The organism is Hoylesella buccalis ATCC 35310 (genome assembly GCF_000177075.1).
Lineage (GTDB): Bacteria > Bacteroidota > Bacteroidia > Bacteroidales > Bacteroidaceae > Prevotella > Prevotella buccalis.
In genome coordinates this window covers 1-15,499 of sequence record NZ_ADEG01000104.1, presented here as the reverse complement: position 1 = coordinate 15,499, position 15,499 = coordinate 1, and the positions used below count along the sequence as shown (strand labels likewise).

At 45.9% G+C, this 15,499-nt stretch carries 14 protein-coding genes and 1 pseudogene; 3 read left to right on the top strand and 12 right to left on the bottom strand.

The window, feature by feature from the left end:
• Positions 1–646 precede the first annotated feature (646 nt).
• The 6 genes from HMPREF0650_RS11320 to HMPREF0650_RS11295 all read right to left on the bottom strand — a co-directional run bounded on the left by HMPREF0650_RS11320 (position 647) and on the right by HMPREF0650_RS11295 (position 7,336).
• Complete coding sequence (locus HMPREF0650_RS11320; protein WP_004350923.1) at positions 647–2,488, bottom strand: DNA topoisomerase 3; 1,842 nt, start codon at positions 2,486–2,488, stop codon at positions 647–649.
• 284 nt (positions 2,489–2,772) lie between these two features.
• A complete protein-coding gene (locus HMPREF0650_RS11315; RefSeq protein ID WP_040563300.1) occupies positions 2,773–5,385 on the bottom strand; it encodes an endonuclease MutS2 in 2,613 nt (870 codons plus the stop codon).
• Positions 5,386–5,421: 36 nt separating this feature from the next.
• Positions 5,422–5,760, bottom strand: a complete 339-nt coding sequence (locus tag HMPREF0650_RS11310; protein WP_004350921.1) for a helix-turn-helix transcriptional regulator — start codon at positions 5,758–5,760, stop codon at positions 5,422–5,424.
• Entirely contained in the window at positions 5,757–6,104 is a 348-nt protein-coding gene (locus HMPREF0650_RS11305) for a type II toxin-antitoxin system RelE/ParE family toxin (protein WP_004350920.1), read from the bottom strand. Before HMPREF0650_RS11305 ends, HMPREF0650_RS11310 begins: the two co-directional genes overlap by 4 nt.
• A gap of 593 nt (positions 6,105–6,697) precedes the next feature.
• Entirely contained in the window at positions 6,698–7,132 is a 435-nt protein-coding gene (locus HMPREF0650_RS11300) for an HD domain-containing protein (RefSeq protein ID WP_004350918.1), read from the bottom strand.
• Between the two features lie 6 nt (positions 7,133–7,138).
• Positions 7,139–7,336 (bottom strand): hypothetical protein, encoded by a 198-nt coding sequence (locus tag HMPREF0650_RS11295; protein WP_040563297.1) that lies wholly within the window; start codon positions 7,334–7,336, stop codon positions 7,139–7,141.
• Between the two features lie 342 nt (positions 7,337–7,678).
• Between HMPREF0650_RS11295 and HMPREF0650_RS11290 the strand changes: the two genes are divergently transcribed.
• Positions 7,679–9,781: a heavy metal translocating P-type ATPase gene (locus tag HMPREF0650_RS11290; RefSeq protein WP_004350916.1), complete on the top strand. Its 2,103-nt coding sequence runs from the start codon at positions 7,679–7,681 to the stop codon at positions 9,779–9,781.
• Positions 9,782–10,105: 324 nt separating this feature from the next.
• On the opposite strand, the gene HMPREF0650_RS11285 is transcribed toward HMPREF0650_RS11290, so the two are convergent.
• The 3 genes and pseudogenes from HMPREF0650_RS11285 to HMPREF0650_RS13380 form a co-directional block, all read right to left on the bottom strand.
• The gene (locus tag HMPREF0650_RS11285; RefSeq protein WP_000700631.1) at positions 10,106–10,585 is read right to left on the bottom strand and encodes a Csac_0668 family 2Fe-2S cluster-binding (seleno)protein; all 480 of its coding nucleotides are present in this window, start codon (positions 10,583–10,585) and stop codon (positions 10,106–10,108) included.
• An 84-nt stretch (positions 10,586–10,669) separates the two neighbouring features.
• Positions 10,670–11,545: pseudogene (locus tag HMPREF0650_RS11280) on the bottom strand (IS30 family transposase); the annotation flags it as partial.
• 351 nt (positions 11,546–11,896) lie between these two features.
• Positions 11,897–12,079, bottom strand: a complete 183-nt coding sequence (locus HMPREF0650_RS13380) for a hypothetical protein (protein ID WP_004350913.1) — start codon at positions 12,077–12,079, stop codon at positions 11,897–11,899.
• 206 nt (positions 12,080–12,285) lie between these two features.
• On the opposite strand from HMPREF0650_RS13380, the gene HMPREF0650_RS11270 reads away from it, so the two are divergent.
• The gene (locus HMPREF0650_RS11270; protein WP_004350910.1) at positions 12,286–12,624 is read left to right on the top strand and encodes a glycoside hydrolase family 10-like protein; all 339 of its coding nucleotides are present in this window, start codon (positions 12,286–12,288) and stop codon (positions 12,622–12,624) included.
• Here the strand turns inward: HMPREF0650_RS11270 and HMPREF0650_RS11265 are convergent.
• The 3 genes from HMPREF0650_RS11265 to HMPREF0650_RS11255 form a co-directional block, all read right to left on the bottom strand.
• Positions 12,599–12,919, bottom strand: coding sequence for an HD domain-containing protein (locus tag HMPREF0650_RS11265; RefSeq protein ID WP_004350909.1), 321 nt, complete (start codon positions 12,917–12,919; stop codon positions 12,599–12,601). The genes HMPREF0650_RS11270 and HMPREF0650_RS11265 overlap by 26 nt on opposite strands.
• Before the next feature lie 6 nt (positions 12,920–12,925).
• On the bottom strand, positions 12,926–13,123 hold the full coding sequence (locus tag HMPREF0650_RS11260; RefSeq protein WP_004350908.1) for a hypothetical protein: 198 nt from the start codon (positions 13,121–13,123) through the stop codon (positions 12,926–12,928).
• Between the two features lie 85 nt (positions 13,124–13,208).
• Positions 13,209–14,378, bottom strand: coding sequence for a M20 aminoacylase family protein (locus HMPREF0650_RS11255; RefSeq protein WP_040563295.1), 1,170 nt, complete (start codon positions 14,376–14,378; stop codon positions 13,209–13,211).
• 343 nt (positions 14,379–14,721) lie between these two features.
• Between HMPREF0650_RS11255 and HMPREF0650_RS13180 the strand changes: the two genes are divergently transcribed.
• Positions 14,722–14,961 (top strand): hypothetical protein, encoded by a 240-nt coding sequence (locus HMPREF0650_RS13180; protein ID WP_155813644.1) that lies wholly within the window; start codon positions 14,722–14,724, stop codon positions 14,959–14,961.
• The last annotated feature ends 538 nt before the right edge of the window (positions 14,962–15,499 follow it).

Below are 15,499 nucleotides of genomic sequence, written 5' to 3'. Positions count from 1 at the left end.
CGCCCTGAGGTTGGGATGCATAGGGATAACTGCGCCCTGTAAGGGCAAAAGCGTCTGTTTATCATTTTGTTACACTTGCTTTCCCCCATGCTTTTGCCCCTGTAGGGCGTACGCCTACTCACATACTTACCCAAGGCGATGCCTTGGGCTATAAGCTTATGGGCTTACAGCCCGTATCGTTCCGTGTGGATCCGTTGCAACCACAAATTACCACACTTCTCGTTTCATCAAAACTGAGTAAAAGCTGACCAGGTGTACACCCAGCTTGGTAGCGTTGGATAGCGATATGAGGTATGCACGGGCTGTAAGCCCAAAAGCCAACAGCCCAGGGCAACGCCCTGAGGTTGGGATGCATAGGGATAACTGCGCCCTGTAAGGGCAAAAGCGTCTGTTTATCATTTTGTTACACTGGCTTTCCCCCATACTTTTGCCCCTGTAGGGCGTATACCAACTCACCTGCTTACCCAAGGCGATGCCTTGGGCTATAAGCTTTTGGGCTTACAGCCCGTTTTCAAATAATCACGCAGATAGCGCAGGGTTATATTGGCGCAGGGTTGTATTGGTGAGGGTTGTAATGGTGAGAGTGGTGTGTGTGCCTTTACTTAGACGGCGTGTCTGATGTATTGCCGAAAAGCGGTGTGTGCCTTTACTTAGACGGCGCGTCTGATGTACCTAATTGTGGGTGACTGTTGTCGCGCAACACGTCGTTCACGATGGTGGTGATCTGCGTTTTCAGTTCGTTGACAAACTGGGCGGCATCGTATTTTTGGTGTTCGATGTCGCGCAGCTTCTTTTCCCAGATGCCCGTCAGCTCGCAACTCGTCAGCAGTTTCTCCTTGATGATGTCAATGAGTTGTATTCCAAGGGGCGTCGCTACGATGCGTTTGCGTTCGCGCTGGATGTAATGACGCTTGAACAACGTTTCGATGATGCTGGCGCGTGACGAGGGGCGACCGATGCCGTTTTCCTTCAAGGCGGCGCGCAGCTCCTCATCGTCAACAAACTTTCCCGCCGTCTCCATGGCGCGCAGCAGGGTGGCCTCGGTGTAGTATTTCGGTGGGGTGGTTTGCTTCTCGGTCAGGGTGGGGACGTGTGTTCCGCTCTCGCCCTTTGTGAAGGTGGGCAGGGTGCGTTCCTCATCGACAGCCTTCTCGTCAGCATCGTCGTCCTCTTGCTGGTTTTTGGCGTACACGTTCCTCCATCCCGGGGCCAATATCTCCTTGCCGCTCGCCTTGAACTCTATGTCCTTCACCTTTCCCATGACGGTGGTGGTGGCGAACTTGCAATCGTCATAGAACACGGCGATGAAGCGTCGGGCGATGAGGTCGAACACGTTTTCTTCCATGTTCGATAGTCCCATGGGCGGCACGCCGGTGGGGATGATGGCGTGGTGATCGGTTACTTTTGAGGAGTCGAACACCTTTTTCGATTTCTTCAGCGGCTTTCCGCCCAACGGTTTGATGAGTTCGGCATACACCGTCTTGCTTTGTATCTTTGTCTGATAAAGTCCGTTCATGGTTTGCGGACATTTGGGATAGATGTCGTCCGAAAGATATTGGGTGTCCACACGCGGATATGTGGTGTATTTCTTCTCGTACAAACTTTGAATCAGGTTGAGCGTCATCTCGGCCGAATAGCCGAACTTCTTGTTGCAGTCTACCTGCAACGAGGTGAGGTCGTATAGCTTCGGCGGTGCTTCCGTGCCCTTTTTCTTTTGCACGTCGGTCACGGTAAACGGTTCACCCTCAATGGTCTTAAAGGCAGCCTCGCCATCCTCTTTCTTGTCAAACCGGCCTTTGGTGGCGGTAAACGTGGTGTCGCGATAGATGGTGGCCAGCACCCAATACGTCTCGGGCTTGAAGTTGTCTATTTCTTTCTGCCTGCTCACGATGAGTGCCAAGGTGGGTGTCTGCACCCGCCCGATGCTCAGCACCTGTCGGTTGCGTCCGTATTTCAGGGTGTACAGACGCGTGGCGTTCATGCCCAATATCCAGTCGCCGATGGCGCGTGACAACCCAGCCAGATACAGCGGTTCGTATACCGATTGCTCTTTCAGCTTGTTGAATCCCTCGCGGATGGCCTCGTCGGTCATCGAGCTTATCCACAACCGCTTCACGGGGCATTTGGCTTGCGCCTTCTGCATCACCCACCGCTGAATCAGCTCACCCTCTTGTCCCGCGTCACCACAGTTGATGATACTGTCGGCATGCTGCATCAGTTGTTCGATGACGGCAAACTGTCGTTTGATGCCCTCATCGTCGATGAGCTTGATGCCGAAGCGTGGTGGCAACATAGGCAGGGCGGCCAAACTCCAGTGTTTCCAGTTGTCGTAGTAGTCGTTGGGCTCTTTCAGACAGCACAGGTGTCCGAAGGTCCACGTCACTTGGTAGCCATTGCCCTCCATATAACCGTTTTTCGAGCTATGGGCGCCGATGATGCGCGCGATGTCTTTGGCCACGCTGGGTTTCTCTGCTATGCAAACAATCATTGTCAGTTACTTTCTTTCATTTTTAGGCTGGTTCTATAAATTAGCTTTGTTAGATTTTGAACTTATTTTTGAGGTCAAAATGCAAGAGAAAGAAGGAGTGTAGCGAGCTACACGACTGAACGAACTTACATTTTGAACCAAAAACGGAGCAAGCCGAATATAATCAAACTTGTTTGAATTGTTGAGGCGCAGCCTGTTTTATATAAAAAGAAGCCAAAAGATAACAAAACGTATTTCATAAAAATTTAATGACTTTATGCGGCGGTAATTTATAGAACCAGTCTTTACAGTTCCACCACCGTAATGCCCGCGCCGCCAAACTGCACATGCTCGTCACGGTAACCGGTTACGTTGGGGATGCCCGAGAGGTAGTCGCGGATGAGTTGGCGCAGGATGCCGTTGCCTTTTCCGTGGAGGATGCGCACCCGATCCATGCCCATGAGGATGGCGTCGTCGATGAAATACTGCACAGCGTTCAGGGCCTCGTCGCCCCGCATGCCGCGCACGTCCAGGTCTTGGTGAAAGTTCTTGCGGTGCTCGTCGATGGTGTCGCGTGTTTTTTTACTTATCTTCACGGCCCCCAGTCGTTCTTCCAACGTAGGTTGCGTGGTTTGTTCAATGACGTGTTCCAACCTACCGGCGCGCATCTTGGTGCGCATGTCGCCGAAGATTACGGTGGCATTGTCGCCCTCCACCTGCTCAACGGTGCCGATGGTGGTAAGCCCGATGATGCGTACCCGGTCGCCCGGTGCGATGGTTTTTCGCTGTTGATGGCGGTCGGCAGCCTGTCGCACCTCTTCTTGTCGCTTCTGTTGCTGTTTGGCTTTCTCGGCCTTGCGCTTCTCCTTGCGCTCCTTGCGAAGCCTTATCTGCTCCACCTTCTTGGCAAACTGCTCATCGCTCATGGTGCCGTTGGGTGCTTGGGAATAGTCGGCCTTGATGCCCTGCTCAAACACCTTCAAATCTTCTCGTATGCGCCGCGTGGCCTCTTTCTCAGCCTGTTGTTCGCGTATCTCGCGTATGGCGTTCTCAATGCGCTTGTTGCTCTGCCTGAACAGTTCGTCGGCCTGCTCTTTGGCGCGCTTGATGATGAGCTTGCGTTCTTGCTCCACCTCACGAATGTCGTTCTCGTAGCGTGCGATGGTCTTCTCCATGTCCTTCTCGCGCTGGTGGATGGTCTGCCGCTTGTTCTCCCAGTAGCGCTTGTCGCGCACGATGTCCTGGAGGTATTTGTCGCTTTGTATGTAGTCGGTCCCCACGATGTCGCTGGCCTTGCTGATCACCGTTTCGGGGATGCCCGTCTTGCGGGCTATCTCGATGGCAAAGCTGCTGCCCGGCTGTCCGATGGCCAACTTAAACAAGGCCTGCATCTCGTGGCGGTCGTAGAGCATGGCACCGTTTACCACACCGGGGTGAGCGTCGGCGTAATGTTTCAGGTTCTGGTAGTGGGTGGTGATGACGCCCCATGCCTGTTTGTCGCAAAACTGCTCCAGTACCGCCTCGGCAATGGCGCCACCTATCTGTGGCTCGGTGCCGGTGCCGAACTCGTCGATGAGCAACAGGGTGCCGGGATTGGCCGTCTTCATCATGTTCTTCATGTTGAGCAGGTGGCTCGAGTAGGTGCTCAGGTCGTTCTCAATGCTCTGTTCGTCACCGATGTCGATCATCAGGTGTTCGAAGATGCCCGCCTTTGAGCGTTCGCCAACGGGGATGCTCAGTCCGCATTGCAGCATGTATTGCAGCAGTCCCACGGTCTTGAGGCATACCGACTTGCCGCCGGCATTGGGTCCCGAGATGATGAGCATGCGCTTCTGGGGCGTGAGAATAATGTCGAGCGGCACCACCTGTTTGCCCTGTTTCTCCAACGACAGGCGCAGCAGTGGGTGCGTGGCACCAATCCAGTCGATGTACGGCTGTGACTGTAGTTGCGGCTCGATGGCCTTGATGAGTTTGGCCAACTCGGCCTTGGCGCGCACCAAGTCAATCTTGGCCAGCATGCCGTAGGCCGCCAGCAGCTCTTTGACGTGCGGCCGCACCTCACGCGTCACCTCGGAGAGAATGCGAATCACCTCTTTGCGCTCCTCGCTCTCCAGCTCCCTGATGCGGTTGTTGGCCTCCACCACCTCGGTGGGTTCGATAAACACGGTGCGTCCCGTGGCCGACTCGTCGTGTACGATGCCCTTGATTTTGCGTTTCAGTCCCGGTGCCACGGGGATGACCAAACGACCGTCGCGCAGGGTGGGGGCCACGTCTTTATCAACCACGCCCTCGCTCTGGGCGGCGCGCAGGATGCTGGCCAGCGTGTGCGAGATGCTGCCCTCGGTGCGTCTTAGTTCGCTGCGTATCTGTGCCAAGGCCGGTGAGGCGTTGTCACGGATGTGTCCCAACTTGTCAAGAATCTGGTCGATGCGCCGCAACAGCTGCGGAAACACCACCACGCCGCGCGTCAGTTCTTGCAGGGCAGGGTAGCGGTAGCGGGTGGGGCGGCTGTCATCGTCATCCCCCTCGCCATCCCTCTTGACTTGTCTTTCGCCTTGTGCGTCATCGTCATCGTCGCCTTCGGTCTGGGCCAGAAAGCGCACAATGGCGATGATGGTCTCCAGCGAGCGGCGCAGGTCAAACAGCTCGTCTTCCTCCAAGTGCGTGTTCTCCAGTCGAATGCGGGCGATGGCCTGTCGCATGTCGAAGAAATATTGCAGTGGAAAGTTGTCGTCCTCCTGCTGTATGCGCCTCATCTCCCGCGTCTGGTCGAGCCATGCGCCGATAATAGCGGGGTCGGTGCAGAACGCCAGAGCGTCCACCTGCTCCTTGCCCAGCGTGGAGAGGCAGCGCGCCTTCAGCAGTTCGCGTATCTTGTCAAAGCCAATCTTGCTTTCAAAGTTGGTTGGGTAAATCATGCTGCAAAGATAAGCATTTACGAACAAACCGCCATCTTACCAAAGCGCAACCTTGCCTATTTTCCCTAAATCAATTGAGGCTGTTGGCACGCCAAGAGCCTTGAACACCCTGCTCATGGTTGGAATGCTGATACTGTAACCTTTTTCCAGCCTTGAAATCTGAGCGCGCTTCACCCCGATGCGCTCACCCAATTCCTCTTGGGTGAGGTTTTGTTCAATCCTGGCTTTCTTGATGGCTTCGCCTAACTTATAGGCATGAATCGACGCTGCCACTCTTTGTTCGAACTCATCACGTCTTGGCGTGCCTATCTTTCCGAAGTGCCGATCAAGAACTTCATCAGAAGTGTACGTCTTGAATTTTCCTACCTGTTTCATATCTTTTCTCCTTTATCCTTGAAATACTCCAGCCTAATTTTTTCTGCCTTAACAATTTCTTTTGGTGGCGTCTTCTGTGTCTTTTTGATGATGCCATGCGTTGCTATCACCAACGTTTCTTCTTTCGTGTCCCAAAAGGCAAACAGTCGATAAGTAATCTTGTTGTAAAGACTTCTGAACTCCCAAATGTCGCTGTTATCCAGTTTTTTGAACAGCTTGGAATTTTTTTCGCCACCCTCAATACGTTTGACGATTTCGAGTAGTTTGTCTCCTGCCGATGTTGGTAGACTCTCAATAAAATCCAGCGCATCTTCCAGATATATGACTTTTGGTTTGTTCCTCATACGAAGTTTCTTTATTCATGCAAAGATAGAAAAAGTTTCTAATATACGAAACATTTACACCCATTTTATTCTGTATTTCACACGGCTCTTTCATTTAAAAATGATGTATTTTGTTGTTGTAAACAGCGCAGATAAAATCAACAACGAAATAAACGAAAAAAATGAATTTGATGGTTGGCGTTTATTATCTTGTTCAGGTCATCCGCTTCATTCCGTTGCAAAGAGGAGAAGTTTAGCTTCCCGTTTCATCACAACAGGGTAAATAGGTGGCAAGGCGTATACCCTACAAGGTAGCGTTGGATAGCGATATGTGGTAGCCACGGGCTGTAAGCCCATAAGCTTATAGCCCAGGGCAACGCCCTGAGGTTGGGATGCGTTGGGGTGGCTGCGCCCTGTAAGGGAAAAAGCATGTGATTATCATATTGTTACGCTTGCTTTCCCTAATGCTTTTGCCCCTGTAGGGCGTACAACTACTCTCTCGCTTACCCAAGGCGATACCTTGGGCTATGAGCTTATGGGCTTACAGCCCGTTATATGTTTCTGGGATCTATGTTCGTTATAAGATTTTGAGCATGATATGGTTACAACCGCCTTTATTCCTCTTCCAACATCTTATAGGCTTGAAGGTACTTTTTTAACCTTTCAATATCGTTGTCTGTAAGCTCATTCAGCCTCGTGATGTCCATGTTGTCTTTGAGGTCAGCTATCTTCACCCTACGACCAATGGGATTTGCCTTGCTGCGCTGAATGAAGTCAAAATAATCTTCGCCTTTGTTTCGAGAGACAGATAGAACGGCGTCAACGATGTATGTCGGAAATCCCTGCGTGAGCAGATATTCGGCGGTGATATCTCCATCTTCTATCGTATCGTGTAAAAGCGCCACTATCTTACTGTCATCGTCCTGGCATAACTTCTCAACACGAAGCGGATGTCCTATGTATGGCTTCCCTCCCTTATCTACTTGTGTTTTGTGCACTTTGGTAGCAATTTGCATAGCCTTGTCTCGAAGTTCATTGAAATTTGTCATAACAGTCTATTCAAAATTAAGTTCTAATTTCATTCCAAGAGATTTCATTTCATCCAGTTCCTTTTTAATTTCTTTCTCTTGCTTATTCTGTGGCGTTCGTTCACCACTCCACAGCTTGGCGTATATCAAATCCAAATCAAGATCTGGAGAATTTACATATTCCTCGTAACTCTTATATTTGCGGCCTTCTGCATCTATATACATAGAGATTTATAGGATATATAAAGATAGTATTTTTTTTGGTAAGTAACTAATTATTTACTCATATTTTGCCTTATTCGGAAAAAATGCGAATTAGCCGAACTCCGAAAGGGACGCCACAGATCGTTTCTGTGCAAAGTCGGATTTTGCCAAACGAGAGAATATATGTACCTTTGTATATGAGTTGGCACCTAACCCGTTTCGGGTGTGTACACTCTCAGGTCTTAATCCAATGACCGGTATACAGTCCCAGTAATATTCAATCAACTGTGTACTTTTTTCAGGAATCGCATAGACAATGCAAATGTCATTTACATCATCATTAAGAATAAGGAGGAATTTAAAATGAACAATAACAACAAACATTTATCCCACAGTCACCATAATCATGGCGACATGGATCATTCAAAACATGAGCACGTAAGCACGGAAGAACATGGAGACTATAAGGATCAACATCAAGAACATCATGCTGGGCATGATCACAGCGGGCACGGTGGGCATGACCACCATCATCACGGTAACTTTAAGGAACTTTTCTTAAAGTCATTGCCACTAGGAATCATTATTATGCTCTTATCACCTATGGCTGGGTTTGAACTACCATTCCAGTTTGCTTTTCCATATTCTGATATTGTAGTAGCTATTTTATCTACTATATTAATTATTTATGGTGGACGTCCATTCTATCAAGGGGCAGTTGACGAATTTAAACAAAAAGAACCTGGAATGATGGCTCTCGTTTCTTTAGGTTTAAGTGTTTCATATTTATATAGTATTTATACTGTAATAGCAAGCTACGTAACAGGTGTACAAATTATGGATTTTTTCTTTGAATTTGCTTCATTACTATTAATCATGTTATTAGGTCACTGGATTGAGATGAAAGCTATTGGAGAAGCAGGAGATGCACAAGAAGAACTGGCTAAGCTAGTACCAAAAGATGCTCATGTAGTATTAGATGACGATTCAATAGAAACACGACCAGTTGCTGACTTAAAGGTAGGTGATTTAATTCGTGTTCAAGCCGGAGAAAATGTGCCAGCAGACGGGATTATCGAGCGTGGCGAATCACGTGTAAATGAAGCTCTTTTGACTGGAGAATCAAAAGCAGTAAAAAAAGGCCCTGGCGATGAAGTAATCGGAGGCTCAACAAATGGAGAAGGGGTTCTTTATATTAAAGTGAATGAGACAGGTGATCAATCCTTTATATCTCAAGTTCAGAATTTAATCAGCCAAGCTCAAAGTCAGCCTTCCAGAGTAGAAAATATTGCTCAAAAGGTTGCAGGATGGCTCTTCTATATTGCTGTTATTGTCGCGCTAATTGCTTTTGTAACATGGATGGTTATAGAAGATGTGCCAACGGCAGTTATATTTACAACTACTACATTAGTTATTGCTTGTCCTCACGCTTTGGGTCTAGCTATTCCATTGGTCACCGCTCGTAGCACAAGCTTAGGGGCAAGTCGTGGCTTACTAGTAAAAGACCGCCAAGCCTTAGAAATAGCTCAAGATGCAGATGTGATGATTTTAGATAAAACGGGTACTTTAACAACTGGTGAGTTTAAAGTATTAGACGTTGAACTTTTTAATAACAAATATAATAAAGAGGAAATCATTGCCTTACTGGCAGGTATTGAAGGAGGATCTAGCCACCCGATTGCTCAATCAATTATAAGCTTCGCTAAGCAGCAAGGTATAAGTCCAGTATCTTTTGATTCAATTGATGTGATTTCCGGTGCTGGCGTAGAAGGCAAAGCCAAGGGCCATAGTTACCAATTAATCAGCCAAAAAGCCTACGGACGTAATCTGGATATGGATATTCCAAAAGGAGCAACTCTCAGTGTCTTAGTAGAAAACGATGATGCTATTGGTGCTGTAGCTTTAGGGGATGAATTAAAACCAACGAGCAAAGAGTTAATTAAAGTTCTTAAAAAGAACAATATTCAACCAATTATGGCAACAGGTGATAATGAAAAAGCAGCTCAAGGAGCGGCAGAAGATTTAGAGATTGAATATAGATCAAATCAATCTCCACAAGACAAATATGAGTTAGTAAAAACACTTAAAGAAGAAGGAAAGAAAGTTATCATGGTAGGTGACGGTGTCAATGATGCTCCTTCTCTTGCCTTGGCAGATGTTGGTATAGCTGTAGGCGCTGGAACCCAAGTGGCGTTGGATTCAGCTGATGTCATCTTGACTCAATCTGATCCAGGAGATATTGAATCATTTATTGAATTAGCACACAAGACAACTCGTAAAATGAAACAAAATCTCTTTTGGGGAGCTGGTTATAACATTATAGCTATCCCTCTAGCTGCAGGAATTTTGGCTCCTATTGGTATCACATTAAGCCCTGCATTAGGAGCAATTCTAATGTCTGTGTCAACAGTCATCGTCGCCATTAATGCTATTTTATTAAGTTTAGATCCAAAAAATAACGGTTAACAGATCGAATGATTGAAACTCCTTAAAGTATCAATATACAATAGTTTTACAGGAGAAAAAGAGATGTAAGTACTGGCTCTTTGTAAAATCGTGTTGGTAGAAGTAGACGATTTTTCTACCAACACGATTTTTAATTTATTATAAAACTGATTTCTTTTAAAATCCTATAAGCCATTGATTTTATAAGTTTTATAGCTTGTTATTCTATTTTCTTGACATCAATACTACAGTCTCAACCCCTATGGTTATGGGGAACATATCCACGCTCGTAGATGGAAACATATCAAAGATTGGCTCTCGTTTGTAGGAACATATCGACTGTAATTATTTCATTTTCAAGCCTTTATCGATAGCTTCCTGAATAATCTTATGACAACAAACTCCCAACGGATTGTTTTCTTTACAATTAGAATTTTTCATTGCCCCAGTGATGGCATTTACTTCTTTTACGGATTTCGCGCCATGCTTTACAACTGCTTCAATTACCTGATTTTCTGTGACTTCGCTACAATAACAAGCATACTTAGGATCTGCATCTTTCTTAAACCAGATAGGAACTCTAACTTGGTCTTTCAAGAATTTTATTTCATTATCTAAGTTATAGTAAACAACGTCGCAGTCCTCGTTCATGCAAATCTTATATTGATCTCCGTTAACAGCATTACGATAATCATCTACCACTAGATGTTCAACAGTTACTTTACTAACGGAAATCCCTTCATTATTACATACAGGACAATTGTCTTTAATTTGATCCGGCTTTTCTGTTTTGCATCCACAACAACATTCATTATTAATCTTCATATTCTTAGCCTCCATATTTTCATTATAATTTCTTTTTTAAACTAGGTAAAACCAATTTTGTAGAGTCCAACAGCAAATGCAAATTTATGGAAAGTTTTCGAAGAATTTGTATTTAGGGGTATCAAAATTTAATTTTTCTCTTGGTCTTCTGTTTATTTTCTTTTGTATTTCCATTATTTTTCGGTCAGAGAAATCGTTGAAGTTTGCCTTTTTTGGTATGTACCTTCTAATGAGTTTATTTGCGTTCTCTACAGCACCTTTCTGCCAGGAGGAGTAAGAATCGGTGAAGTAAACCACCACCGGATTTCTTCCATTCATGCTGAGCCGCCTTGTTATTTCCTCGTGTGCGGCAAACTCACATCCATTGTCAGTGGTAATGGTAAGCAGTGATTCCCTATATGGAAAGAGCAATTTTGCCACGGTCTTTGCCGTTGGTAACGCCTTCCGTCCCTGCGGCAGTCTTTCCATGAGAATGTAGTTAGTCGAGCGTTCCGTTAAGGTAACAATGGCATGACCGTACGAGTCGACGATAGTGTCCAGTTCCCAGTCTCCGAAGCGCGTGCCGTCAGCCTGCATTGGTCTCTGGTGTATGCTTATACGGTTAGGGATATTGGTAGCCTTCGTAGGACGCAACGCCTTGCTCCTCTTTGTGTATTTGAGCCTATGTGGCATATGTGAAGCAAGTTTTCCGGTGGTGTCTGCATGGACGTGGTTGTAGATGGTCTGCTTCACGATGTGAATACCCTCACGTCTGAGCACGCCTGCAATTTGGCTGGGAGACCAGTCCTCATCCTCTATCATGCGGTCAACACGCCACCATAAGTCCTCAGGCTTGCGGTGATTGCCTTTAAAGCCGTGCTTGCGGGCTTCGCACTTGGATTGTGCATACTTCCACACATACGTGCCGTCTGGCTTGGAGTTTCGCCTGATTTCACGGATGACCGTTGAGCAGGACACTTCGTTACTCTAAGCAGCACACCAACTATTTATTTTTTGAGTTTTAAACTTTGGTAGAAGTCTTGAACTCTTTATATTTACATAACTATTTGCCTCTATCACTATTATGACACGAAACCCTGCACAATGATCTAAAATTTTCAATTCTAACAAGTCTTTTTCAGTATTTTTAACTTCATAAAAACCTCTTTGGCAATAATGCCTAATTCTTCTTTAGTTGTTAAAATTTTTTATTTTACCATCATCGTTCCCCTGATTTTCAATTAATCTTCTTAGGTTATATAAGAAGTACATATCTTTTTAATCTTAAAGTTTTTAAGTCTTAATTTTAAAATTTTCAATCTTAGGTATTATTTAAATCATTCCAAAATGCTCTAAAGCATCTTCGATTGCTTTTTCTTTTTCTTCTGGGCAATTTGGCACTCTTTGATTTTCTTTCTTACTAAAATTATAATTTTCTCTCTCTATTAGACCATGTTTCCTTTTTATTTGTGCAATATATAGGCTTGAAACTTTTAGTCCGTATTTATCTAACACATACTTTTTAATTTCTCAATAAGTTGCGTCTTTTGAAAAGTCAATTTCAGATAATTCATCTTCCCCTATTTCTATATCTAAATGATGTTCTGTATTTAGTTTGGACAACAGAGCTACCGTCTCCACGTGCATTGTCTGAGGGAACATGTCTACCGCATTGATTTTTTCTAGTTTATATCCTTGTTTTTCAAACCTATTTATATCTCTTGCAAGTAGATGCCTGGTACTACTCCCCCTATGAGCCGTGGAGCCGATTTCTGACGGGTGAGCAGGGGCGAGCCCCGGAGCCGCTCTGGGATCCCCTTGCCTTTATGATAAAGATCTGCCATGAGCGCTTCATCGAGCTACATGCCTGGATCAATCCCTACCGCGCCGTGGCCGACATCTCTTCCTACGTCGCACCGGGGCATCCCTCGAAGCAGCATCCGGAGTGGTTTGTCCGATATGGCAAGCAACAGCTCTTCAATCCCGGGCTCCCCGAGGTGCGCGCCTACACCTGTAAGGTGGTGCGCGACCTCGTCACCCGATACGACCAATGGGATTAGCCTTGCTGCGCTGAATGAAGTCAAAATAATCTTCGCCTTTATTTCGAGAGACAGATAGAACGGCGTCCACGATGTATGTCGGGAATCCCTGCGTGAGCAGATATTCGGCGGTGATATCTCCATCTTCTATCGTATCGTGTAAAAGCGCCACTATCTTACTGTCATCGTCCTGGCATAACTTCTCGACACGAAGCGGATGTCCGATGTATGGCTTCCCTCCCTTATCTACTTGTGTTTTGTGCACTTCGGTAGCAATCTGCATAGCCTTGTCTCGAAGTTCATCGAAATTGTTCATAGCAGTCTATTCAAAATTAAGTTCTAATTTCATTCCAAGAGATTTCATTTCATCCAGTTCCTTTTTTATTTCTCGCTCTCGCTTATTCTGTGGAGTTCGTTCACCGCTCCATAGCTTGGCGTATATCAAATCCAAATCAAGATCGGGAGAATTTACATATTCCTCGTAACTCTTATATTTGCGGCCTTCTGCATCTGTGTACATAGAGATTTATATGATATATAAGACTTTGAATCTGCACCATGTTTTCTGAAGTCCCACTCGCTTCAATTAAAAATACGAGAATCTCCTACTTTAGATATTCTTCACACAAGGCGACCCACAACGAGGCACCTATGGGGAGGATTTCCTGATCGAAGATGTACTTAGGATTGTGTACCATAGGCGTTTCACCATTACCCAACATGATGTAACTTCCGGGTCGTTCTTGCAACATAAAGGCAAAGTCTTCACTACTCATCATTGGCTTACAAGGGTACACTACATTTTCCTCTCCAAAATATTTGCGTGCCACTTCGGCAGCAAAAGCCGTTTCTTCGTGCGAATTGACAAGCACTGCTCCAGGTTGTCCCTCTTTTATTTCATATTTACACCCAAAGCATTCTGCTTGGGCGGCCGTTATCTCACGAATACGTTGTAACACCAGCTTACGCCCATCGGGCTGCATGTTGCGCATAGACAACTTGAGTACAGCTTCGTCTGGAATAACGTTTCCTGCGTTACCTGCTTGGAATGAGCCGATGGTGACCACACCATTATTCCAAGGAGAGAGGTTGCGTGCAACAATCGTTTGTAGGGCCATCACCAATGAGGCACCAGCTACGACGGGGTCAATGCTTAGTTCGGGCATAGAGCCATGCCCACCACGCCCCATTAAGCGTATCTCCCAATTATCTACAGCCGACATTGTTTCTCCATCATGAAAATGCAGTACCCCCTTTGGTAGCCCAGGAATATTGTGTATGGCATATATTCTATCGGCATTAAACTTCTTGAAAAGTCCATCGTCAATCATCGAAGGACCGCCCTGCATGGTCTCTTCGGCCGGCTGAAAATAGAAGTAAACGGTACCATTGAAATGCTTTGTATCTGCCAGATACTTAGCTGCCCCAAGTGCCATGGCACTGTGACCGTCGTGTCCGCAGAGATGAGAAATGCCGTCGTGCCTACTCTTGTAAGGCAGGTTGTTGATTTCCTTAATAGGGAGCGCATCCATGTCGGCTCTAATGCCTATTTTCTTCTTTCCGTCGCCATGACTTAGTACGCCTACCACACCTTCAATGCCATGTTTTCCTACATGCTCATGAACCTCGTAGCCCATATTTTTTAGCAGGTCGGCAACATACTTGCCGGTATTTACCTCTTGGGTAGATAGTTCGGGCTCTTGGTGCATGGCTTCCATCCACTGTTTCATCAGTGGCAACATGGCAGCCAATTCTTTCATTGGTTTTACGTTCATTTTACTCATATCGTTGGTTTTAGCGTATAGCTTCTCAAAAAAAGTGAGGAGTGAGATTAAAATCACACAAAGATAGTTATTTTTTTGATAAGATTATCTACAGAATCACTTCAAATGCGTGTAAGGCATCACGATTTTTTTATTTTAAAAAGCCTCTCGTTGACCACAACTATGATTTGCTTTAGTTTCACCAACTTTCGCCCTTCCATGCAGGAGCCGTGTGCCATTTTCTTTCTGTTTTCTCATTCCGTTCATTGTTTTTGCCCGCAAATTTAGGTTGTTTTGAAGTACCTTCCAAAAGACAGCACTAGGCTTAGCGGGAGCAAAATGATGTCGCATGGGCGTGACGTTCGCATTTCGAACCAGGGGAGTGGGGAGCGGGGAACGAGTGCAGCGGGTAGCGGTGTTGGGAGAATGGGGAGTTGGGAACCAGTGCCGCGGGCAGCGGTGTTGGGAGAGAGGGGAGTGGGGAACAAGTGCAGCGGGTAGCGGTGCCCGGAGAATGGGGAGCGAGAAAAGTTGGAAAGGCGTGGCGAACCATGCGGCATCGTGTCCTCGATGCTGTTTCCATCGTTTGTCCTAAATTTTTATTTCTTAAAAAAAACGACGACGGCGACGTTTCCCGTCCTATCGTCGTCGGATTATCAGTATGATGAGTATCATCAGTATCATTAGTATGATTAGTATTATTAGTATATATAGGAGCCATGCTTGATTATCAATGAGTTAGGAGGGGGTAAATTGATTGTTCGTTCAATTATGAATCAATTATGGTTCAACGAACGTTTAATGTTGATCGATGTTTCGTTTGAAGTTTTTGGTTGGCTCAACCTCTCATTCAACGTTGTGATTTGTCGATAATTGTTAAGTATTTTTACGTCAGCCCCTGTGTGATTCGTCTCATTTTCAACACCCTGCAATCGATGGTCTGTTGGCCTGCAATCTCTTTGGAATTGTCCTTCAAAGTCGTGTCGATTGGCAGTTGATGTCATGTGGTTCTCGTCTACCTTATTAAATAGTGATCAATACTATAACGAAGATACCATAAAAAAGGCAATTGGGTTAATTATTATTAACCCTAAAATCCGCAACTAAGTCCTTGAACGTCCATATTGCGTTTA